Source organism: Peptoniphilus indolicus (genome assembly GCF_900454665.1).
GTDB classification, from domain to species: Bacteria; Bacillota; Clostridia; order Tissierellales; family Peptoniphilaceae; genus Peptoniphilus; species Peptoniphilus indolicus.
This window is the reverse complement of sequence record NZ_UGTH01000001.1, coordinates 745,123-766,847: the sequence shown is the minus strand read 5'-3', so window position 1 is coordinate 766,847 and position 21,725 is coordinate 745,123. Positions and strand designations below refer to the sequence as shown.

The 21,725-nt window shown below is 31.0% G+C and carries 21 protein-coding genes and 2 pseudogenes; 12 read left to right on the top strand and 11 right to left on the bottom strand.

Going from position 1 to position 21,725, the window contains the following annotated elements; translation table 11 throughout:
- Positions 1-203: 203 nt before the first annotated feature.
- Positions 204-545: a zinc ribbon domain-containing protein YjdM gene (locus tag DYE58_RS03675; protein WP_004820752.1), complete on the bottom strand. Its 342-nt coding sequence runs from the start codon at positions 543-545 to the stop codon at positions 204-206.
- A gap of 752 nt (positions 546-1,297) precedes the next feature.
- Positions 1,298-3,433, bottom strand: coding sequence for a DNA helicase RecQ (gene recQ, locus DYE58_RS03670; RefSeq protein ID WP_004820754.1), 2,136 nt, complete (start codon positions 3,431-3,433; stop codon positions 1,298-1,300).
- A gap of 253 nt (positions 3,434-3,686) precedes the next feature.
- Between recQ and DYE58_RS11660 the strand changes: the two are divergent.
- The 3 genes and pseudogenes from DYE58_RS11660 to DYE58_RS03655 all read left to right on the top strand — a co-directional run bounded on the left by DYE58_RS11660 (position 3,687) and on the right by DYE58_RS03655 (position 7,063).
- Positions 3,687-4,933 (top strand): annotated as a pseudogene (locus DYE58_RS11660) (dicarboxylate/amino acid:cation symporter).
- The gene (locus tag DYE58_RS03660) at positions 4,926-5,879 is read left to right on the top strand and encodes a D-cysteine desulfhydrase family protein (protein ID WP_004820757.1); all 954 of its coding nucleotides are present in this window, start codon (positions 4,926-4,928) and stop codon (positions 5,877-5,879) included. Before DYE58_RS11660 ends, DYE58_RS03660 begins: the two are co-directional and overlap by 8 nt.
- 11 nt (positions 5,880-5,890) lie before the next feature.
- Positions 5,891-7,063 carry a MalY/PatB family protein gene (locus tag DYE58_RS03655; protein ID WP_004820759.1) on the top strand — a complete coding sequence of 391 codons (1,173 nt, stop codon included), beginning with the start codon at positions 5,891-5,893 and terminating at the stop codon, positions 7,061-7,063.
- Positions 7,064-7,105: 42 nt separating this feature from the next.
- On the opposite strand, the gene DYE58_RS11035 is transcribed toward DYE58_RS03655, so the two are convergent.
- Positions 7,106-7,267, bottom strand: a complete 162-nt coding sequence (locus tag DYE58_RS11035; RefSeq protein ID WP_172463314.1) for a hypothetical protein — start codon at positions 7,265-7,267, stop codon at positions 7,106-7,108.
- Between the two features lie 178 nt (positions 7,268-7,445).
- Here DYE58_RS11035 and DYE58_RS11310 point away from each other — a divergent pair, with 178 nt between their 5' ends.
- Both DYE58_RS11310 and DYE58_RS11305 read left to right on the top strand, forming a co-directional pair.
- The gene (locus DYE58_RS11310) at positions 7,446-7,631 is read left to right on the top strand and encodes a transposase (RefSeq protein ID WP_004820766.1); all 186 of its coding nucleotides are present in this window, start codon (positions 7,446-7,448) and stop codon (positions 7,629-7,631) included.
- Positions 7,632-7,643: 12 nt separating this feature from the next.
- Complete coding sequence (locus tag DYE58_RS11305) at positions 7,644-7,874, top strand: transposase (protein ID WP_306424714.1); 231 nt, start codon at positions 7,644-7,646, stop codon at positions 7,872-7,874.
- A gap of 296 nt (positions 7,875-8,170) precedes the next feature.
- Here DYE58_RS11305 and DYE58_RS03640 read toward each other — a convergent pair whose 3' ends face one another.
- The 4 genes and pseudogenes from DYE58_RS03640 to DYE58_RS11535 all read right to left on the bottom strand — a co-directional run bounded on the left by DYE58_RS03640 (position 8,171) and on the right by DYE58_RS11535 (position 10,401).
- The gene (locus DYE58_RS03640; RefSeq protein ID WP_040552303.1) at positions 8,171-8,626 is read right to left on the bottom strand and encodes a hypothetical protein; all 456 of its coding nucleotides are present in this window, start codon (positions 8,624-8,626) and stop codon (positions 8,171-8,173) included.
- A gap of 40 nt (positions 8,627-8,666) precedes the next feature.
- Positions 8,667-8,910 (bottom strand): annotated as a pseudogene (locus DYE58_RS11655) (VirD4-like conjugal transfer protein, CD1115 family); the annotation flags it as partial.
- 290 nt (positions 8,911-9,200) lie between these two features.
- Positions 9,201-9,851: a class I SAM-dependent methyltransferase gene (locus tag DYE58_RS03630; protein WP_115312019.1), complete on the bottom strand. Its 651-nt coding sequence runs from the start codon at positions 9,849-9,851 to the stop codon at positions 9,201-9,203.
- A 421-nt stretch (positions 9,852-10,272) separates the two neighbouring features.
- Positions 10,273-10,401 carry a hypothetical protein gene (locus DYE58_RS11535; RefSeq protein ID WP_004823563.1) on the bottom strand — a complete coding sequence of 43 codons (129 nt, stop codon included), beginning with the start codon at positions 10,399-10,401 and terminating at the stop codon, positions 10,273-10,275.
- 236 nt (positions 10,402-10,637) lie between these two features.
- On the opposite strand from DYE58_RS11535, the gene DYE58_RS03625 reads away from it, so the two are divergent.
- From DYE58_RS03625 to DYE58_RS03615, 3 genes are all read left to right on the top strand, one after another.
- Complete coding sequence (locus DYE58_RS03625) at positions 10,638-10,958, top strand: MarR family transcriptional regulator (RefSeq protein WP_115312018.1); 321 nt, start codon at positions 10,638-10,640, stop codon at positions 10,956-10,958.
- Between the two features lie 494 nt (positions 10,959-11,452).
- On the top strand, positions 11,453-12,262 hold the full coding sequence (locus DYE58_RS03620) for an AP2/ERF family transcription factor (RefSeq protein WP_004819552.1): 810 nt from the start codon (positions 11,453-11,455) through the stop codon (positions 12,260-12,262).
- A gap of 254 nt (positions 12,263-12,516) precedes the next feature.
- Positions 12,517-12,858 carry a YqfO family protein gene (locus tag DYE58_RS03615; RefSeq protein ID WP_004819550.1) on the top strand — a complete coding sequence of 114 codons (342 nt, stop codon included), beginning with the start codon at positions 12,517-12,519 and terminating at the stop codon, positions 12,856-12,858.
- A gap of 76 nt (positions 12,859-12,934) precedes the next feature.
- Here the strand turns inward: DYE58_RS03615 and DYE58_RS03610 are convergent, their stop codons facing one another.
- Positions 12,935-14,524, bottom strand: a complete 1,590-nt coding sequence (locus DYE58_RS03610) for an SH3 domain-containing protein (RefSeq protein ID WP_004819548.1) — start codon at positions 14,522-14,524, stop codon at positions 12,935-12,937.
- Between the two features lie 109 nt (positions 14,525-14,633).
- On the opposite strand from DYE58_RS03610, the gene DYE58_RS03605 reads away from it, so the two are divergent.
- Positions 14,634-15,494, top strand: a complete 861-nt coding sequence (locus DYE58_RS03605; protein WP_040552127.1) for an alpha/beta fold hydrolase — start codon at positions 14,634-14,636, stop codon at positions 15,492-15,494.
- Between the two features lie 29 nt (positions 15,495-15,523).
- The gene (locus tag DYE58_RS03600) at positions 15,524-16,936 is read left to right on the top strand and encodes a phospholipase D-like domain-containing protein (protein WP_004819545.1); all 1,413 of its coding nucleotides are present in this window, start codon (positions 15,524-15,526) and stop codon (positions 16,934-16,936) included.
- 37 nt (positions 16,937-16,973) lie between these two features.
- On the opposite strand, the gene DYE58_RS03595 is transcribed toward DYE58_RS03600, so the two are convergent.
- Complete coding sequence (locus tag DYE58_RS03595; RefSeq protein WP_004819544.1) at positions 16,974-18,044, bottom strand: pyridoxal phosphate-dependent aminotransferase; 1,071 nt, start codon at positions 18,042-18,044, stop codon at positions 16,974-16,976.
- A gap of 57 nt (positions 18,045-18,101) precedes the next feature.
- Here DYE58_RS03595 and DYE58_RS03590 point away from each other — a divergent pair, with 57 nt between their 5' ends.
- The gene (locus DYE58_RS03590) at positions 18,102-19,106 is read left to right on the top strand and encodes a threonine aldolase family protein (protein ID WP_004819542.1); all 1,005 of its coding nucleotides are present in this window, start codon (positions 18,102-18,104) and stop codon (positions 19,104-19,106) included.
- Positions 19,107-19,139: 33 nt separating this feature from the next.
- Positions 19,140-19,274: a thioredoxin family protein gene (locus DYE58_RS03585; RefSeq protein WP_257009183.1), complete on the top strand. Its 135-nt coding sequence runs from the start codon at positions 19,140-19,142 to the stop codon at positions 19,272-19,274.
- A 35-nt stretch (positions 19,275-19,309) separates the two neighbouring features.
- Here DYE58_RS03585 and DYE58_RS03580 read toward each other — a convergent pair whose 3' ends face one another.
- A complete protein-coding gene (locus DYE58_RS03580) occupies positions 19,310-21,394 on the bottom strand; it encodes a heavy metal translocating P-type ATPase (RefSeq protein ID WP_004819540.1) in 2,085 nt (694 codons plus the stop codon).
- Between the two features lie 6 nt (positions 21,395-21,400).
- The gene (locus DYE58_RS03575; protein WP_004819539.1) at positions 21,401-21,658 is read right to left on the bottom strand and encodes a DUF1490 family protein; all 258 of its coding nucleotides are present in this window, start codon (positions 21,656-21,658) and stop codon (positions 21,401-21,403) included.
- Positions 21,659-21,725 lie beyond the last annotated feature (67 nt).

The window sequence follows — 21,725 nt, the reverse complement described above, 5'->3', positions numbered from 1 at the left end:
ATTAGTATAATCTATGTTAATTTGATTAAGTTGAGAGTCAAAAATTAAAGTATGTATTGTAAAAATTTTTATACGGGGTTTGCTTTTATTCATATGTTAAAAATATAAAATTTAAGAAGAAAGTGAAATTAACTAGTTCATCAAATCATATATTCAGACTAAAATATAAAAAAATAAACTCGGAGCATTCCGAGTTATTATTCTTATATTTTCTTGACCAATTTTGATTTTAGATAAATTCTACCAACTCCATCTACAGTAGCTTCAATGTCGTGACCATTTACTTCAGGTTTAAGAATTTTTAATTTAGTAGCTTTAGTTCCTTGTTTTAATCTATCTTTGCCTAATGGTAATTCTTTTATTGTAGTAACTGAATCGCCATCTGCTAATTCAGCTCCGTTAAAATCAAATGTTTTGCTAGCAAGTTCAGCAGCTTCCATATCTGCATCTGTCCACTCATGAAAACACATAGGACAAACATATAAATGATTATCTTTGTATGTGTAGCCTTCTCCACACTGTGGGCAATTTGGTAAATCTATCATTCTAACCTCCAAATAATTTATTACTGATAATATTATAACATAAATAATTTTAATTAAAAATGATAGTGAACATTCATTACAATTAAGCTTATCAGCCTCTGGGTTAGAGATTTAAAAACAATTATAGAAATGTTGTTATATTTGTAAAATAGATTCAGAAACTTGGAATCAAGCAACAAATATAAGAGCTAAGTGTAGTGTATTTTAGAAGATTTTTATATATAGAAATATAAAAAAATTTTTCAAAAGTTTGAATAATACTTATTGTAACAATATCTAAAATTATCATCAAATGCAACTATAAACTTTTGATTATATAAAAAACTGTCTAGAGTTGTCAAACATATGTGACAAGAAAATTCAATTTTTTTATTATGGTGAAGGCAAAAAATTAGATTCTGCCTTCAAAAAATATTGTTAATTGCGACAATATCTTATCCCAGCCCCTTATTCTAGTGGCCCACTTGCTAGATGCATCTACCATCGCAAGGTACAAGTGTAAATGTCAATATAAGAATGTACATTTTCCTATTCCTTCCGGATATTTGAAATAGATACTTTGTTTATCTAGAGTTTATTATATACATCTTCTACTTTTTTATTTAAAGAATAATATCCAATTTTAAGTATATATTTTCGCGAATATAATTACTGGAAATTGCATTCTTCAACCAATCTACCATCTCGAGTATATAAAAATAAGGAATTATTTTAATCAAACTTTAATATAATTGCATAACTAAAAAGCTCATCTATTTATTTTGTCTATATTCGATTACAGCCATTTTTATTTGATTATAGGAGATATTTTCGTTTACAGCTTCTTTTATTGGCTTTAATTTTGAGTAACCCAAGCGTTCAATCGCTTTAAATATTTCATTTCTTACATTTTTATCCAAATTAAAATTTATATTTTCAAGATATCCTGTTTTTTGAGCAATGTCTAGGTGTTTAAGTACAGTTTCGGAAGTTATATTTCGTTGAATGGCAATTTCTTCTATAGACATACCTTCTTTAAATAGCATGGCTGAACGTTTGAAAGAGTTTGAGAATGATTTTTTCTTTATACTATTTTCTTGAGGAATGGAATAATTATCGTACTTATTTTGTGTTAAATCGACGTCTTTAACAAAATCTAAGATCAATTCAAGAAATCTTTTACCATATTTTCTTATTTTAGTTTCGCCAAATCCAGGCATCTCTTTAAATTCTCTCATTGTTTGAGGCTTCATAATGGCTAGATTTTTCAAATGTGAATTATGCAGTATCACATAAGGCGGAACATTTTCTTCTTCTGCTATAGAATTTCTTAAATATCTTAAATTTTCAAATAGTTCGGCATCAATGGAGGATAAATTTTCTTTTATTATAGAAGTTTTGTTGTTTGCTTTTGGAGTTTTCTTTTTAATCATGTAAAACTCCTCTTCGCCTTGTAATAGGTTGACGGATGATTTAGTTAATCTCAATTCTCGATGTCTTCCAAGAACAAGATATTTGTCTGAGATAAGTTTAGATATTATATTTTTAATTTCATCACGACTAAGATTATTCATGATTCCATAGGTGGATAATTTATCGAAATTCCAGTTAAGTACTTTATGGTTAGAAGATCCTTTTAAAACTAAAGAAACCAAGTCCATTCCAAAGTTTTGATCCATACGAACTATACAGGACAAAACTTTTTGAGCATCAATTGTTCTGGATTCAATTTCTGTTTTATTTAAGCAAACAGAGCAGTTATTGCACTTGTCATGGGTATTTTTATCAAAATAATTAATTATTTGCCAACGTAAACACTTAGTTGAATAGCAATAGGCAATCATTTGTTCGAGTTTTTTATATGAATAATTGTCATTATTAGATTTTATTAAGAATTTATTAGTTACTATATCTTGTGGGGAAAATAAGAGGATTGCATTTGCAGGTTCTCCATCTCTGCCGGCTCTACCTGCCTCTTGATAGTATGACTCAATGTCTTTTGGCATATTGTAGTGAATAACTTGTCTTACGTCAGGTTTATCTATGCCCATTCCAAAAGCATTAGTACAAACCATTATTGAAATTTCATCTTTTAAAAATGCATTTTGAATGGCATTTCTTTGCGTAATATCTATACCGGCATGGTATTTCCCGACCGAATATCCTCTATCTTGAAGAAAATCTTTTATTTCATCTACAAGTTTTCTAGTTGAGCAATAAATTATTTGAGATTGACATTTATCCAATAGTTCAAGTAACCTTTCTTTTTTATCTTTAGGTTCTTCAACGGCAAAATAGATATTTGGTCTGTCGAAGCTGGATACATGAATAAAAGGCTCTACTTGATCAAGCTGGTTGATTATATCTTTTCTGACTAATTGATTTGCTGTTGCCGTAAATGCTGAAACTACCGGTCTTATATTAAGATTTTGTATAAAAGAAGAAATTGTTCTGTAAGAAGGTCTGAAGTCATGACCCCATTGTGAAATACAATGCGCTTCATCAACAACTATTTGCGAGATGTTGAGATTTTTAGCCCATTGCGTGAAAAAAACATTTTCTAATCTTTCAGGAGCTATGTATAAGAGTTTTATATTTCCATTTTCAATTTCATTTTTAACTTCGCCGGTTTGGGTGAAATCTTGACTGGAATTCATAAGTCTTGCCGGGATTCCCTTTAGCCTTAAGTCATCGACTTGATCTTTCATTAGGGCAATAAGTGGTGAGATAAATATAGTTAAACCATCAATCAGCATTGCGGGAATTTGGTAGCATATAGATTTTCCGCCGCCTGTGGGTAGTACACCCAAAACATCTTTCCCATTTAAAATATTGTTTATTAAATCTTCTTGTCCAGATCTAAAATTATCATAGCCAAAATATTTTTTTAAAATTTGTTTAACTTCCATAATTTTCTCCTTTTAAGTCATTAATTTATAGTAGATATTTTTTTAATATTATTTCCTTGAGCTAATTATAGCATTAAAGATTAGCTTTATGGTTACGAGAAAAGGTAAGTGGACAGATGATTACTCAAAGCAACGGGATTTTATTAGAATAAGATTAAATAATAAAATGATTGACAGGAAAACATTACCGTGCTAGACTGAAAATAGTTAACTAAGTGAACAGTTCACAATAGATACTTTTTGGAGGGGTTTTATGACTGAGAAAGTTAGTAAAAAGAGAGATTTATCTTTATTATTACTTATAGGTGGTATTGTGTTAGGGGCTATTATAGGTTTAGTGTTTGGTGAAAAGGCGACAGTGTTAAAACCTTTAGGAGATATTTTTCTAAATTTGATGTTTACAATAGTTGCTCCTATGGTGTTAGTTTCTATATCAACTGCGGTTGGCAATATGATAGACATGAAGAGATTAGGTAAAATATTAACTTGGACAATGTTGATATTTGTAGTTACAGGTCTATTCGCAGGTATAGTTAGTTTTGGGACTTTAAATATTTTTAATATTGTAGATCCAGGGTCTATGAACTTTGAAATGGCTGCTGAGCAAGGTGTTGAAATAAAATCTGCAGGAGACATGGTAGTTGAAACTTTAACTGTAAGTGATTTTCCTGAAATATTAAGCAGAAAAAACATGTTGGCAATTATCGTGTTCTCTATAATGCTGGGCTTGGCTGTAAGTAAAAACGGAGGAAAAGACAGCCTTGTAGGCAAATTACTAAATAATTTAAATAATGTTATTATGACTATTATTTCTTTTATTATGAAGCTTGCGCCAATTGGATTAGGAGCTTATTTTGCAATTTAGTTGGAGAGTTTGGACCGGAACTTATTGGGAATTATGGAAGGTTACTGGCAGTATATTATCCTTTGATAATTATTTATGTAGTAATATTTTTCCCTTTGTATGCTTACTTTGCTGGTGGTAAGATAGGTGTGAGAAGGATGTCTAAAAATATAATAAAACCAATGGTAACATCTTTTGCAACTCAATCTTCTGTGGCAACTCTACCAGTTAACAAGAATGCTTGTAATAATATAGGAGTGTCTGAAGATATATCCGATATTATACTTCCATTAGGTTGTACAATGCATATGGACGGTTCAGTTATTTCGTCCATATTTAAAATAGCATTTTTATTTGGAATTTATGGAATTCCCTATACGGGAATAGATGTGTATGCTAAGTCTATGATGGTGGCTATATTGAGTGCATTTGTATTATCAGGGGCGCCAGGAGGTGGATTAGTTGGGGAAATGTTAATAGTATCACTATTTAATTTTCCTCCTGAGTCATTCCCGATTATTGCAACGATTGGATTTTTAGTGGATCCTGCAGCTACAATGGCAAATGCAAGTGGAGATACAATAGCTTCAATGATGGTAACAAGAATTGTTGAAGGCAAAAATTGGATAAGAAAGAAGGATGTGGCGAGTGAATAAAATAAATTTGGCAAATCTACCGACACCAATTGAAAAAATCGAGTCATTAAGCAAAAAATATAAAAAAAATATTTATATAAAGCGCGATGATTTCACGGGTACTGAAGTATCCGGAAATAAAATTAGAAAATTGGAATACACTATGCAAGACGCTATAAATCAATGTGCTGATACAATTATAACAACTGGAGCTATTCAATCAAATCATTGTAGAGCAACTGCTGCAGCTTCAGCTAAACTTGGTTTGGATTGTCATTTAGTATTAGTTGGTGAAGTTGGAAATAACGAAGGAAACTATTTTTTAGACAAATTATTGGGTGCTAAAATTCATGTAATAAAAGAATCATCTGAAAGAGAAACATATGTAGAAGAGTTGATACAAAATTTAAATGACAATGGGCATAAAGCCTACTATATGCCGGTTGGAGCTTCTACATCAGTTGGAGCGTTAGGATACCAAGCTTGTTTTGATGAAATAATAGACCAAGAAAAAAGCTTGGGGGTTAAATTCGATGCAATATTTTCGACAACTGGTTCAGGTGGAACATATGCAGGTCTTTGGTATGGCAATTACAAAAATAAGTCAAACAAAGAAATTTTTGGTATAAGTGTTAGCGAGTCAAGTGAACATTTTAAAAAAGTAATAGTTGAAATATTAAAAGGTATGAACTGTAATATTACAGATTTCAATGGGATAAATATAGTTGATGATTACATTGGCTTAGGTTATGGAAAATATACAGAAAAAGAAATTCAAGCCTATATAGATATATCAAAAGAAACGGGAATAATTTTTGACCCTTGTTATACAGGGAAGGGTTTTATCGGGATGCTTGAAGAGATAAAAAATTCAGATTTTGAAAATATTTTATTTATACACACCGGTGGGTTACAAGGTTGGACTAAAGAAATGAGAGATGTTGCGGATAAATTACTAAATTATTGAGAGGAGTAAATATGAAATATAATTTTAGTTCAGCAGTAGATAGAAGAAAATCAAACCCAAGCAAGTGGTTAAAGGTAAATAATACAGAAGAGGATTTTGTGTTGCCGATGTCTACTGCAGATATGGATTTCGAATTATGCAAGGAAATTAGAAATGACTTAACCGGATATATAAGCGAACAAGTCTTAGGTTATTCAAGACCTACAAAAGAATATTTAGAGAGCGTTGTAGAATTTTTTAAGTCACACCATGGTTTTAATATAAGACAAGAATGGATATTTACAACTCCAGGAGTTGTTTCAGCATTAGCAACTGCTGTTGGAGAATTTACAAATGTTGGAGAGAAAGTTATCATTATGACTCCTATTTATCCACCGTTTTATGATGTAGTTAAAGGTCAAGATAGACAAGTTTCTGAATGTCCAATGATTTTTAATGATGGAAATTATTTTATTGATTTTGAACTTTTAGAAAAACAAGCTAAACAAGCAAAACTTATTTTATTCTGTAGCCCACATAATCCGTCGGGAAGAGTTTGGGACGTTGAAGAATTAGAAAAGTTGGGGAGAATATGTATTGATAACGGTCTAATGATAGTGAGCGATGAAATTCATTCAGATATAATGTTGAGCGAGAAGAAGCACAGGATTATAGGCACTATTTCAAGTGGAGTTTTGGATAACTCTATAATTTGTACAGCAGCATCAAAGACATTTAACATTGCCGGACTTCAATGCTCAAACATAATAATAGCTAATGAAAAGATAAGGAGCAGATTTATTGTTGCCAACGAGAAAATTGGATTGGAAAGAGCTAATGTTTTAGGGATGGTAGCAACTCAATCAGCTTATACTAATGGTCAGGCTTGGATAGAAGAAGTGACAGAAGTAATAAAGGAAAATTTAAGAGTTTTAGTGAACTTTTTAGAAAAGTACAATAATTTATTTTCATACGTAGTTCCACAGGCTAGTTTTTTGGTCTGGATTTCATATGAAAAGATGGGAATTGATGAAAATAAAATGTGTGAATTGCTTGATGAGGCAAAGTGCTATGTGAATTTAGGTTCCGAATATGGATACGGCGGAGAAAGACATATGAGAATTAATATTGGTTTACCTAAGAAATATTTAACCGAAAATTTAATGAGACTAGAAGAAGTTTTAAAGAAACATAAGTATATATAAAGCAAGTCCTCCGGGTTATCCGGGGGACTTAATTTATTTGGATTATTCTTTTTCAATAGCATCTTTATACTTCCTCAAAAAAATTCTTGATTTTGCAATTTCATCAAGACTGAAATCTTGAGATAAGAAAGTTGTTGTAAAAATTGTCGATTCGATATCATGTATCATATGTTTTTTATTAAAAATCTCACCTTTTTTTGTCAAATATAAATCATATTTTCTTTTATTTTCAGGATTTATTTCTCTACTTTTTTTTACAGTTCTTCGAGATTGTGTAAAATTTTGTGTATATAACCTCCTGATTATGGTAAACAATAACTAATCAGGAGGAATTTTTATGCCAAGAAAGAGACCATAAACAAAGTTAAACAAAATATCTAAGATGTTAATTGAAGAATTTCAACCAGAAGTAATATATGACCTGCAAAAAGCTCTAAAAGATCTTTTACGTGATACAATGAAACAAATATTAAAAGCTGAATTAGATGCTCATTTACCCTATGAATATGATGAAAATCCATTAACCTTTAATGCAAGAAACACTTCAAGCAAAAAAACTGTTAAATAATCCTATGGATATATAGACTTAAGTATTCTAAGAGATAGAAAAGGATTCTTTAAACCACAAGTAATAGAAGTTGTATATCCAAAAGCAGAGATACAAAAATGTATAATCCATCAAATAAGAAATCTCTCCAAATATGTATATTTCAAAGATATAAAAGGAGTAATGAAAGATTTAAAATCAGTATATAGAGCATCTACAGAAGAATTGACTTTTACAAATTTAGCCATGTTTGAAGATAAATAGGGCAAAAAGTATCAAAAGTATGTAAGAGCTTGAAAAAATAATTAATCAGATGAAAAGATATTTGTATAGATCTACCAGGCTTTCAATTCAGACCTTAAATTGGCTTAATCCTATTGAAAATCAAAATCTATTATTTTCATCCACTCTAATTCCTCCTTAAAATTTTCAAATAATAAAAAACTCCATAAGTAGTTTTGGTTATTTACCTTGTCTACTTATGGAGTATCATATCGTTTTGAAATTACCTTTGATTTTATTATATTCTGTTTTAATAAAATATTTGTATTTATTACTTATTAAAATAGGCTAAGTAGTTGCTCAGCAGATATTAGATATAAGATAAAATATATAATATGAAGTGGAATATTCCATGTAACATATTTTTCAATCTGATTCATTTCTACTTTCTTTCCGCTATTTACCAAATTCTCTACTTCCCCAAAACCTGTTAATGTATGCAACACCAACATTATAATTGGAACAATTAAGCTAAAGCATAATGGGTTAAAACCTTTATTGTAATTTAAAATCAAAGATATGATTGATACTATTATTTGCCCAAGTAATATAATAGAGTGATTTATTTTAACATTAGTATTTGAACGAAAAGATGAATAATCTTGAAATCCGCTTAATATCTTATTTTTTAAGATATAATTAAAATAGCTCCCCAATGTAACTGTATACATAAGCATCATTCCTGACATAATAGCCGTATATATAATTTGTATCTTCAAAATAATAAAATCCAAAAAATTACCTCCAATTTTATCTATTTTATATTATTATATGCTATTTCATCCTTTTAATAACGGTCTTTCCGCTTAGTTTCACCCTTCCATATCTTTATGTATATCTTCTATACCAAGTATATTCTTCTTGTCATAATTCTCAAGGGACTTGTAGTTCTTATGTTTTGTAATATAGTATTTATATGATACATAAGATCTTACGCCTCTAAGTTGAAAAATGTATTTGCCCCATCCATTACGATAATCTCTCCTTGGATCATCAGTTCTTTGCCTGTCCTTTGGTATTCATCTTCTCTAACTTCTAAAAAATCAATTGTATCAAGTAGTGCTGTGAAGTTATTTTCTTCTCTTGGAGCTTCATAGAAGATGTAGCCTATAATTTCTTTGTAGTAAAGTTTTTCAGCTTTCACTTAAAAATCCTCAACTGCTTTTCACCTTGTCATTTTGTATTTTCAATATTTGTCTGAAATAATTTCAAAATATCTTTTTAATAACGCATATAGGAAAAGAAATTTTATTTCTTAGAATTCTTGAAATCTATCGTATTTTGGTATGAAATTAAGAAAAAGATATGTTATGTTACACTTTTAGCAATCATCACGCCAACTGGTGCAAGCCCTCCATATATCAGTTTCATTTCAACTACTGAAAATCCATATTCCTCAATAAATTCTTCAAATTGCTTTTTATTCCATTCTTGATACATCTTAAATCCTAAAATGGACATAATCATTTTTATAATTTTTCTTTGTTTCCCCTCTTTCCATAGAAAAGTAGGAGCAAATAAAATACCATTAGATTTTAATACCCTAGATATTTCTTTCATTGCCTCATCCGGCTTAGGCATAATGTGAAGTGCATTAGCTATTACAACACAATCAAATTTTCCATCTGCAAAAGATAATGATGTTGCATCAGCTATTTCAAATGTAAGGTTTTTGTATTTTCCACGCTTCCTTGCCTCCACAATCATTTGTTCAGAGAAGTCTGTTGCAATCCAACTTTTAGTATACCTTGAAAGACTAAACGACAGTTGCCCTGATCCACAAGCAAGTTCAAGTATATTCATATCTTTATTCAAATAATGACAAATATTTCCGCAAATTTTATCATAAACTTTTTTATCTTTTTTAATAAAAGCGTTATATAGTTTGGCAAATTTATCCCAAAATTTTTTATTATTTTTAATACTCACTGTCAGTACTCCTTTAATATAAATTATCATATCAATTTTTATCTTATTTTCTCATTGATATCTTGTAAAAAAGCTATAACGGTTGCTCTAAGATTTAACTGCATCGGGTGATATGTATTCTAAAATTTTTAAATTCCACTCCAATCCAGAAATCAAAGCCGGATTTTATATATTTGAAGATCCTATATAAGCTGATGAATATCCCGTACTTCTTTCAAAACAATAAGATTTTACGTGCAGTCAGTTCTGTTTGTATCATATAAAATTTCAACTTCAGTATTTGGCAACTTTAAAAGCTCAACTATTGCATTAAAATCAGAAACTCCCATATATGATGTTGTTATAATTCTTAGCTTGTGATCTTCGGTAAATCCTTCTAACGCATCTCAAATAAGCCTAAATCCACTATACTTAATAAAATATATAAGCAGATCGATTCTATCAGAAGTTTTTATCTCTCTAATTCACTTTTAAGAGTTGTTCCAATTGTGACGGCTAATAGTGATGACGTTGCAATTGATGTCAATAACCTATTTTTATTTAGTTTATCAAATCCTTCTTTATTCTCATGAACCACCAACCATTAATTTCCATGCTCTTCACTTATTCCAAATCCTTCAATTTGAAATATTTTCAACAATTCTTTTAATATAAATAAACGTTTTTCTTTGTCGCTAGTGGCCATGTATTTTCTAATATTGTATTATATTTCATAATTTAAAGCCATTTTATAATTGATAATTGGATTTATAAATTTGTTCACTCACTTGACTTTATCTTCTTATCAATATATCATATTTTATTAGGAGTGATTATATGGACTTACATGCATTGATAAACCAAAAATCTTTAGACAAACTTTCTGACGAGGAATTAATTGCATTATTTGAAGATGTAAATGAGTTTAACCAAGCTGTTTATGACTTTGCAATCTCTTATGAAAGTTATATGAAAGTTCCAAAAAATTATGGAGACTCTGATAAATTGTCTATGATTGAAGCGCACATTATCTATAATATTTTCAAATCTCCTGGTATAAACGCCATTGAATTAAATGAAATATGGAATGTCTCCAAGGCATATATTTCTAAAATTATAAATAAACTAGAAAGTGATGGATATATTTATAGACTTTGAATTCCGCTTTGTAGTATAATATTTAAAATAGGTTTATTATGAACTTTATTATGGATTTAATGGATTTATTAAATGTTGAGCAGATATTTGATTTATAGGTTTTTATCTGTAAATCAAAGTCTAAAATTCTTGACATTTTAACCCTAGATTTGTTTACATTAAGGGCAAGAAAAGGAGAAATAATAGAGCTTGGGAATAGGAATTGATTTATATAGAGCATTAAAGACAAAATTATATTTTATGAGTTGCTATTTGTAATTTTTAAATTTATAAAAGTCTGTTAATAGAAGTTGAATTAATTAAAAGAATAGGAGTTAAATTGTTCAATAATAGTTACTTGTATAGAATTAGAATCTATTATTATTGGCTTGTATGAGTCAAGGTAATAAATATATTATGCAAAGAAATTGAAAAATAGCTGAATTTTTCTTAATTGATTATTGAAGAAATAAAATTTAAGAGAGGTTTTTTGAAAAAAGAAGATTTTTGTAGATATGGTATCAAAGGATTTAAAAGAAATAGATAAAAACGACGAACTAATAGGGAAAAGGTTTGGGAAACTAAAAGTGATATCTGTTTATAAAAAAGGCAAGTACAAAAAATGTAAATGTATTTGTGATTGCGGAAACACTATTGATGTATATTATAGTAATCTTGTTTCAGGGAGGACAGTGAGCTGTGGATGTAGAGGAGCGGAGATTGCCAATAGTTATAAAAACATAGTAGGGAAAATATATCACGACCTTATAGTTGAAGAGAAAACTGAAAAACGTGAAGATGGTTTAATAGTTTGGAAATGTAGGTGTCTTAAATGCGGAAAATACATTGAAGCCACTAAAAAGCAATTGGACAGAGGATATGTCAAAGACTGCGGGAATCATAAATATGAAGATTTATTAGGGCAAAAATTTGGAGAGCTTACAATTATCTCATTTGATAAAAATAGAGAAAAGTACCTTTGTCTATGTTCTTGCGGTAAGTATACTTATGTATCCAGATCCAACCTAATCAGCGGACATACACTTAGTTGTGGGCATCTTAGTAATGAACGCAAATATAACTATGTAGACGGAGCTTTACCATACTTACTAACGGGAAAGATTCCATCAAATAATACCAGTGGAGTAAGAGGTGTCAGTCAAACTAAAAATGGAAAGTGGATTTCTTATATTACATTAAGAAGAAAGAGATATACACTTGGAACATTTAAGAAAAAAGAAGATGCTATCAGAGCTAGAAAGAAAGCTGAGGAAGAACTATTTCAGCCGATTTTAGAAAAAGCAAATAATCAAGAGAATCTATAAATTATTAAAATCAATCTAAACTTAATTTTTACATATGGGAAATAAAATACTTAACTAAAAATATTAACGCAAGCATATTGATTATCTTAAAGAGCATGATAATGTAAAAAGTGATGAAATATTGCTGTGTATAATACTTGGGATATCGACATTAAATAGAATGGTAAGAATGAGTAAGTTCAAAATTTAATAAAATTTTAAATCTTTCTTATTTTCTTCTTAGTTGAAGTGATATTATAGGCTAATATATAATAATGGCATATTTATTAAGGGGTGATTATGTGAGAGAATATATAAAAGTAGAAGTTTATATACCTGAAGAGAATGTCATAAAGTTAGTCAATGCTCTTAATGAGGAAGGAATCCTTAGAGATGGAAATTATGACTATGTATTTGCAACTTCAAATGTCACTGGTCACTTTAGACCTATTGAAGGGGCAAATCCATACACCGGAGAAATTGGCGTAGTTAGTGAAATAAGGGAAGTAAGATTAGAGTTTAGAATAAGGTCTGCGGAACTGGATTTTGTAAAAGATGTAATTAAAGAGTGTCATCCTTATGAAGAACCGGTTGTAAATTATTTAGAACTATTATAAGAGATGTAAATTTTACTGTATCAAAAAAATCCAAAAGCTTTGTTGCTTTTGAAGTCTTTTTGATACAGTTTTTTTGTTAGAATTTTGAAACAGAAACTGTATTTTTACTGGCGTTATCTTTATCCATAACTTTATTGGATATCCAACCTTGATATCTTTCTCCTGTTGAAGAGTCGAGTGCCTCTACTTCACACCAAATGCGTTCTATCCCTTCAATTTTTGTATTTTTTACATATAGATCGGAATCAATTGGCAACGTAGTTACAATTTCAGATTCAATAGAAGGAGATGTACGTAAATTGGCTTTATCTGTCTGTACTTTTTGGAAAGTGTGTAATAGATTGTTTGCTATATTAGACATTTCAGCACGATTTTTTTTGTACTCGGGAGATTCTTCAATATCATAAGGGTTTTGTTTTACATAATCCGAAGATGATTTTATAGAGCTTAGAAGTGAAGATGCTTCTGCGGATTCCGGTAATATTTCTTGTAGGGATAATAATATATTCACGGCTTCGTAAGGGTCTCCATTTTCTATACGGTTTTTTGCTCTATTTATAACGAGTTCTTCTATTTCACTTATTTTATCTTGAGCTTCTTGATAGTGTAAGTCCTCAGGTAATACTTTTTTATAGTTTATTAAGGCTGCAGTATAGTTTTTTTCATCAAAATATGTTTTAGCTCTTGAAAATAGATTATCTGATTCCATGAGTTTTTCAGCTTTTTCTATTAAAGGTTGAGTTTCAAATTTATCTGAAGGTTGTATTTTCTCTAGCAGTTGAACGGCTTCTTGATATTTCCCTTTGGCTATATAATCTTTTGCTTTATAAAAATTATTTGACTGATTAAAATTCATTATTAGATGTGAAATTAATATAAATATAATTAAAGACACAGTAACTAAAAGGGTATTTGTGAGAACTTTATTTTTACTTTTGCTCTTATCTTCATCTTCATTAATTCGAGTAGTTGCCAATACATCTGTAGAAGGAGCAATTTTTGTAAGATGTGTCTTAGTTAGATTTTCAGTTAAGGCTTTTTTTCCTGCTTCAGAAAAGTTTATAGTTTGAGAAAGCATATTTAGTATCTTCATATTAACCAGCGACTCGGTCAAATTATTTAGTACAAAATATTTATTTCTGTGACAGTGTCTACACTCCTGAACGTCTGAAGGGTTTACAGCACCACATACGCACTTCCAAGCAACTCTTAAATTTTCACCATAAGCTATTATGTCATTACCAAGCAAATTGTTTATTTTAATTTGTTTGTTTTGAGGAATAACAGCTAAGCTGTATGAAATTTCTTCGGAGGCATCGTAGACATGGTTTTTACCCCCAAGGTGAGTGATTTCTCTAATTCTTACTTCTAAACCACGAGCATCAACAAATCTCTGGTCTATTTTAAATGGTTCTACATAGTAAATTTTTTCTGGAAGCACTTCAATAGATTTTGAAGTATAGAAAAATTCACTTGAATTAAATAGAAAATTACCGTATATATCTTTGTATTTAACTGAAAAAGTTATATCTGAAACAACTAAATTGCCTATATTTAATATATCAAATGCAATGCTTAAATCGTTAGTCAGCTCCGCGCGAATTATTTGTAGGTGGTGATTCGGGTTTGTACTGACTACGGTAGGTAATGTTTTAAAATCTTCCATTTCTACCTCCTTTGTAAAAATTATATATTAGGGACTTTATAATTTCAATTGGCACGATTGTAATGATTTAGTGAGTTTGATAAAATTAAAATATGTTTGGAGGTCAATTTTGAAATGTAGAACTATAGAAATAAATGGTGAAGAGATATTTTATAGAGAAAAGGGCACAGGTCCGATTTTATTATTGATACATGGCAATATATCTTCTTCAATCTTTTTTACAGAGATGATAGAAGAATTATCTAAAGAGTATAGAGTTATAGCTCCTGATTTAAGGGGGTATGGGAATAGTTCTTACAATAAGAAAATAAATAGTATATCTGAATTTGCAGATGATATTAGAGAGTTTGTAATAGAATTAGATTTAAAAGAATTTTACATATTGGGTTGGTCATTGGGTGGTGGAATTGTAATGGAATTTATGGGGGATCAAGACCTAAAGTTCAGAGTGAAAAAAGCTATACTTATGGCGTCCATAGGAGTGTATGGTGCTGAACTTCCACTGACAACGGGAATGAAGGGCATTGGCAATCAAATATACAATGTTAATTTTACTCTAACTCAAAGTTTAGTTAAATATAATCCGATAACTTCTTTTTTAGAACATGCTAATGAAGCTATAAAGTACAGGGGAATGAGTGGAATACTGAAGAGCTTGGTATATACAGAAAATTATCCGGGTGATGAGATATATGATAGAAATTTACAAGATACTGTAAAACAAAGATGCTTGTCTGAAGCTGGGAATGCAGTTGGAAATTTTAGATTTAACAAAACAATTAGAGAGAATATACCGATTTTAATTGTTCATGGCACTGGAGATAAGGTTGTGGATTCATTGATAGCTAAAGTAAATAAAAATTATTTTTCCAAACAAGCTGAGCTGATAATGTACGATAACTGTGGACATGCTATAATGACGGATAAATATGAAGAGTTAATTAAAGATATAAGGAATTTTTGCAAATAAAATAAATTATTAAAATAAAGAGGTTCAAGATGAAGATGTTTTTAAAAATAGTTTTATTACTAATATTTATTATAGTACCTTTTGGCACATTTTTAATTGAATCTTTTAGAGAAATACCTGAAGATGTTTCATACAAGAGTTTAGAGCACCACGGAGATTTTAACTTTTTATATGATTTAACTTATTCTGACATCAAAGGAGACAGAAAGTCGGAACAGGAAATTTTTTCAAATGTATATAAATTAATAGATGAGGCAGAAAACTTTTTATTGTTAGATTTTTTCTTATTTAACGATGATTACGACAAGGATAAGTATGATATGCCGTCGCTTTCAAATGAACTTACAGAAACTCTTTTGAAGAAAAAAGCAAAGAATCCTAATTTGCCTATAGTGTTGATAACAGACCCTATAAATACTTTTTATGGTGGATATATGCCGGAGAACTTCAGAAAGTTAAAAGAGGCCAACATAGAAGTTTTGGTTACTGATTTAGATGCAATAAAGGATTCAAATCCTTTATATACAAGTTTTTATAGAGCATATTTTAGAAATTTACCGTCCGGTAAAGGGAAGTTTCTTCCGAATTTATTTATAAAGGGAGAAAAAGTCTCTATTTCAGAATATACAAAGCTTTTAAATTTCAAAGCCAATCATAGAAAAGTTGTTGTGAATGAAAAGGAAGCCATAATAGCTTCTGCAAACCCGCATGATGGAAGTGCATTTCATTCTAACATAGCTTTTAAAGTTAAAGGTGCTGTTCTAAATGATATATTGGAGTCTGAAAAAGCCATTATAAGATTTTCTGGCCTAGAATCTCGAGCGCTTGAATTTATAGTAAAAGATGTAAAAGGTGGAGAGTTTGAGATACAAAGTGTAACTGAAGGAAAGATAAAGGAAGCTTTGATAGACACTATAAGACGTTCTAAAAAGGGAGATAAATTGTATTTAGGTGTATTCTACTTATCACATCGAGGTATTATAAAGGAATTAAAAGAAGCATCTAGGAGAGGTGTTGGAATAAGATTGATTTTAGATTTGAATAAGGATGCCTTTGGTCAGAAGAAGATAGGAATACCTAATAAACAAGTTGCAAATGAACTGTCTAAAGAAAAAAATATAGAAATTAGATGGTACAACACCAGTGGAGAGCAATTCCATTCAAAGTTACTTGTTTTAGAAACCAATGATGAAATGGTATTGATAGGCGGTTCGGCAAACTTCACAAGAAGAAATTTAGATGATTTGAATTTGGAATCGGATGTAGTGATAATTGGCGATAAGGACACTGAAGAAATGCAAAAAGTTGCAAATTATATAGATGTGTTATGGAATAACAATGGTAGAACTTATACACTTGATTACAACACAAATGCCGAAGATATATGGTGGAAAAATATAATATATAGAGTCCAAGAGTTTAGTGGACTTTCAACGTTTTAAAAAAAGAGCTTTGTCGCTACGAGGACAAAGCTTTTTATTATTTGAAATATTTTTTTAATTCAGATATTAGTTTTTTGTTGTCAGCTTCCGACAATATACAAAATCTAAAGTTCTTTTCATTTAGATTTTTAAAATTTGAACAATCGCGAATGACGATGGCTTTTTTCATAAGATGTTCTCTTAACTCGGCTGCGGTGGAATGGTTTAAAATTTTACAGAGAATAAAGTTACCATAAGATGGAAAACATTTTATATTTTTAATTTCAGACAACTCTTTAAAAAAGTAGTCTCTTTGTGAATTCATAAATGAAAACACTTCAGATTGATACTTTGAGTCTTGGAACATTTTTTGACCGAGAATATCGGCAAATATATTCACATTCCAAAGCATGGAGTTTTCTTTAAGAGTAGTTAGTAGTTTTTTGTCTGATGTGATTCCATAGCCAAGACGTATCCCGGGAGTTGCAAAAAATTTGCTCACACCTCTTGCTACAAATAGATTAGGATAGTGGTTGGTGAGTTCCACTGCTGAAAATTTGCTTTTGTCGGTAAATTCTACATAGGTTTCGTCGACCAAGAGATGAATGCCGGTTTTAAGTATTGCGGAAATTTCCTCACGATTTAGTATTGTTCCCGTCGGATTGTTTGGGTTTGCAAATATCAACATCTCTATGTTTTGAGATTTAATTTTTTCTATCATAGAGTCCAAAGATACTGCATATTCATTTTTTTCGAGCAAGTCTTCATAAAATATTTCAGCACCTATACTCTTTAGTTCATTTTCATATTCTGAGTAACAAGGGGAGAATACCAAAGCTTTTTTAGGTGAAATCAAACTTATATATTGTTTAAATAGCTCTGTTGTTCCAGCTCCAAGCACAATATTCTCAGGGTTTGCTCCTGAATAAGACGATATGCTCTCTTTAAGAGAAACATATTCAGGGTCAGGATATGTTGTTACCAAATTTAAATTGTCTTTTAAGTATTCTATAGATGACACAGAAGGTCCTATAGGATTTATATTGGAAGAGAAATCGGCAATTTGAGTTTCGTCAAAGCCATACTCTCTTGAAATTTCAAAAATATTTGCACCATGTTTATCTTTCATAATACACCTCGCCAATATTATACCATGAGTAGTATAATTGTAACAAAGAGGTGAAGTATGAATATTTTTGTAAACGACTATAATGATTTATGCCATGAGAGAGTTTTTGAGAAGCTTGGTAAAATTGAAAGAAATGGACACTTGGGTTATGGCTCAGATTTTTATACTGAGCAAGCTAAAAATTACATTAGACGAGATTTAAAAGATGAAACTGTTGAAATTGAATTTGTAGGAGGGGGAACAATAGCTAACATAATCGCTATAAGCGCTAATTTGATGCCATACGAAGGAATAATCGCAGCGAGCACAGGTCACATAACAGCCCACGAAACAGGCTCAATAGAAGCTACAGGTCATAAGCTTGAAACTATAGAAGTAGCTAATGGAAAGTTAAGTGCAGAATTGATAGAAGAAAAAATACTAAGCTTAGGAGAAGAATATCATATTGAACCTAAATTAGTATATATCTCACAAACCACAGAGCTTGGAACTGTATATTCACTTGAAGAGATAAAAGAAATATACAGAGTGTGTGTTCTACATGGATTGTATTTATATATAGACGGAGCTAGAATGGCAACCGGACTTGCGGCGAGTGGAATTGATGTATCTGAACTTCCAAAGATATGCGACATCTTTACACTTGGCGGAACAAAAAACGGTGCAATGTATGGTGAGGCAATTGTAATTGTAGATGATGATTTAAAAGTCAACGTTAGAAAGTTCATGAAACAACGAGGAGCAGTTATGGCAAAGGGATTTGCACTAGGTGCACAATTTGCAGCTCTTTTTGAAGATGGACTATACTATGAACTTGGTAGAAAATCATTTGAAGCTTCTAAAAAATTAGAGAGCAAGTTGAGAAGTGTCGGAGCTAAATTCTATCAAGAACCGGTTTCAAACCAAATATTTATAGAATATCCACTGGAAAAAATTGAACAATTGGCAGTAGATAATATGTTTGAAGTAATGCCGTTAGATGAAGACAACAGAGTTTTGAGATTTGTAACGACATATCTTACAACAGATGAAGAAATAGAAAATTTAGCAAGTGCATTATAATAATTTAAGGACTTCTTTTAGGGGAGTCCTTATATAACTGATTTCTCAGCCATTGCAAGTATGGGTGTTATGAGTACGCCGGCTCTTGTAGTTGACGGAGAAGTTGTAAGCTATGGAAAACTTCTAAGTGTAGAAGAGAGTACTGAGTTACTTGAAAAAAGAAAATAATAAATCGGCATATTCTTTCGAGTATGCCGATCATTTTAATTTAAAGGTAAAATATTTCTAGTTGAACTTGCACCTATTAGCGCAGTTGAAACATTGTGTAGAAGTGCTGTGCTAGTAGGTCTAAGAGTTCCAAATGCACCAAGCACCAATAACATGGTATTTATTGTAAAAATTTTCGTGAAATTCGATTCAATACGATTAGTCATTCCACGGCTAAGTTTTCTAAGCTCTATTAGAGAATGCAAATTGCTATCTAATAGAGTGATATCAGAAACTTCTCTTGCAAGGTCAGTAGCATCTCTTAAGGAGATTGAAACATCGGCCTTAGCGAGTGCAGGAGTATCGTTTATACCGTCTCCTACCATGATTACGCGGTGACCTTTTCTTTGCAATTCTTCAATTTTTTCTGCCTTGTCTTCAGGTAACACTCCTGAGAAGACATTATCTATATTTAACTCTTCAGCTATTTTTTCAGCAGCTTGAGAGCTATCTCCTGTGAGCATGTAGATATTGTCTATTCCAAGAGTTTTTAGTTCAGCTATAATGCTTGGAGCCTCCGGACGAGGTGGGTCTTGCACGCAAATTACACCGGCAAGTCTATCATCTACTGATAGATATACACACGAATATCCAACTCCTTCAGAATTTATTATATTTTCTTCATCTTCAGAAATAAATACACCGTTATCATCTGTTAAGAAGTGTGAACTTCCTATTAGAACTTTATGTCCCTTCCATGTAGAATGAACTCCATGAGATACAATATACTGAACTTCTGCGTGTTCTTCTTTGTGTTTTAAATTTTCTTCTTCGGCTTTTTTTACAATGGCACGAGCTAAACTGTGAGGGAAGTGTTCCTCAAGGCAAGCAGCCAATCTAAGTGCTTCGTCTCTTGTGAAATCTCCAAAAGGTATAACTTTAACCACTTTAGGAGTTGCCATAGTAAGTGTGCCTGTTTTATCGAATACAATAGTATCAGCTTCACTCAAAGCCTCAAGATATTTACCCCCCTTGACCATAATTCTGTTGTTAGAAGCCTCACTTATTGCAGAAATAACTGACAGAGGAGTCGCTAACTTTATAGCACAAGAGTAGTCTACAGTAAGAGCTGAAAGAGCTTTTTCTGAACTGCGAGTAAGTGCAAATACAATTGCAGAAAACAAGAAACTGTAAGGTACAATTCTGTCAGCTAAGTGAGCAGCTTTAGAAGAAATTGCAGATTTTAATCCCTCAGATTCCTCGACCATAGATAGTATGCTCTGAATTCGAGAATCACTGTGAAGAGATTTTACAGCAACTACAATTTCTCCGTCTACAACCACTGTTCCTGCAAAGACAGAATCGCCAACTGTTTTTTGAACCGGCATACTTTCTCCGGTCATACTTGCTTCATTGACTTCAGATTCGCCACTTACTATATTTCCATCAACAGGAATCATTGATCCGGTACGGACGATGATTTGCTCTTCTAGTTGAACATCTACAAGAGATTTTTGATATTGTTCTCCATCTTTACCTTTAATCCAAACTTTATCAACTTGGAATATCAGTGCGCTCGATAATGTGTTTCTGCTCTTTTCTCTAGTGTATTCTTCAAGTACATCAGAAATTCCAAGTAAGAACATTATAGAAGCGGCATTGCCATAGTGACCTTTCAATATAGAGAGACCTATAACTGAACCGTCTAAAACATCAACATTGACTTCGCCCTTGGATAGAGAATTGAAACCTTTACTTATATAGCCAAGGGCTCTTTTTATAATTACTATTTTGCCAATGGGTCTAGGAATTAGATTTCTTGCAATGAATCTAATCAAGAATTTGTTCAAAAGTTTTTGTCTAAATTTAACACCTATTGCAGTGCTCTCATCTCGTTCATAAGAAGGGACCTCTTCAAGAGAGTCCAAATCTATTTTTTTTAGCTTTTCAATAAGTGAATTGACATCAGCATCATGTTCTATTAGTACAGAACCGGTTATGTGGTTTGCACTGACTTTATAAACTCCACTGTATTTTTTTATCTCATGAGAAAGAGAATATGACTTTTCTTCATCAAGAGTATATCGACCTAACTTTAAGCGCAGATAACCATTTAAATTACATGCGATTTGAAATTTCATATTATATTATTCGCAATCACAATCACAATTGCATTCAGCTTTAGCAGATTCTTCTTGTTGTCTTACTAAATCTTCAGCATCTTCTTTTATTGATTCAAGTTTATAGCCAGCTTCTTTTTGAATTTTCATACCACCGGCAACAGCACTAACTGCTAAGTTGTGTAGAGATTTGCTCTTTAAAACTTTTTTAGCTACCATTGCAGCGGCAACTCCACCAATAAAAAACGCACTTTTTTCAGCCACTAAGTATTTTAAATATTTCATAATGTCCTCCTAAATATATTAAAATTTTATATTATTGAGCATATCATTAAAGTTTTAAAATTACAAT

Coding starts and splice junctions, on each gene's coding strand:
- DYE58_RS03675 (WP_004820752.1), bottom strand. CDS start 545: ATGATAGATTTACCAAATTGCCCACAGTGTGGAGAAGGCTACACATAC.
- recQ (WP_004820754.1), bottom strand. CDS start 3,433: ATGGAAGTTAAACAAATTTTAAAAAAATATTTTGGCTATGATAATTTT.
- DYE58_RS03655 (WP_004820759.1), top strand. CDS start 5,891: ATGAAATATAATTTTAGTTCAGCAGTAGATAGAAGAAAATCAAACCCA.
- DYE58_RS11310 (WP_004820766.1), top strand. CDS start 7,446: ATGTTAATTGAAGAATTTCAACCAGAAGTAATATATGACCTGCAAAAA.
- DYE58_RS03630 (WP_115312019.1), bottom strand. CDS start 9,851: ATGATAATTTATATTAAAGGAGTACTGACAGTGAGTATTAAAAATAAT.
- DYE58_RS03625 (WP_115312018.1), top strand. CDS start 10,638: ATGGACTTACATGCATTGATAAACCAAAAATCTTTAGACAAACTTTCT.
- DYE58_RS03620 (WP_004819552.1), top strand. CDS start 11,453: ATGGTATCAAAGGATTTAAAAGAAATAGATAAAAACGACGAACTAATA.
- DYE58_RS03615 (WP_004819550.1), top strand. CDS start 12,517: ATGGCATATTTATTAAGGGGTGATTATGTGAGAGAATATATAAAAGTA.
- DYE58_RS03610 (WP_004819548.1), bottom strand. CDS start 14,524: ATGGAAGATTTTAAAACATTACCTACCGTAGTCAGTACAAACCCGAAT.
- DYE58_RS03600 (WP_004819545.1), top strand. CDS start 15,524: ATGAAGATGTTTTTAAAAATAGTTTTATTACTAATATTTATTATAGTA.
- DYE58_RS03595 (WP_004819544.1), bottom strand. CDS start 18,044: ATGAAAGATAAACATGGTGCAAATATTTTTGAAATTTCAAGAGAGTAT.
- DYE58_RS03590 (WP_004819542.1), top strand. CDS start 18,102: ATGAATATTTTTGTAAACGACTATAATGATTTATGCCATGAGAGAGTT.
- DYE58_RS03580 (WP_004819540.1), bottom strand. CDS start 21,394: ATGAAATTTCAAATCGCATGTAATTTAAATGGTTATCTGCGCTTAAAG.
- DYE58_RS03575 (WP_004819539.1), bottom strand. CDS start 21,658: ATGAAATATTTAAAATACTTAGTGGCTGAAAAAAGTGCGTTTTTTATT.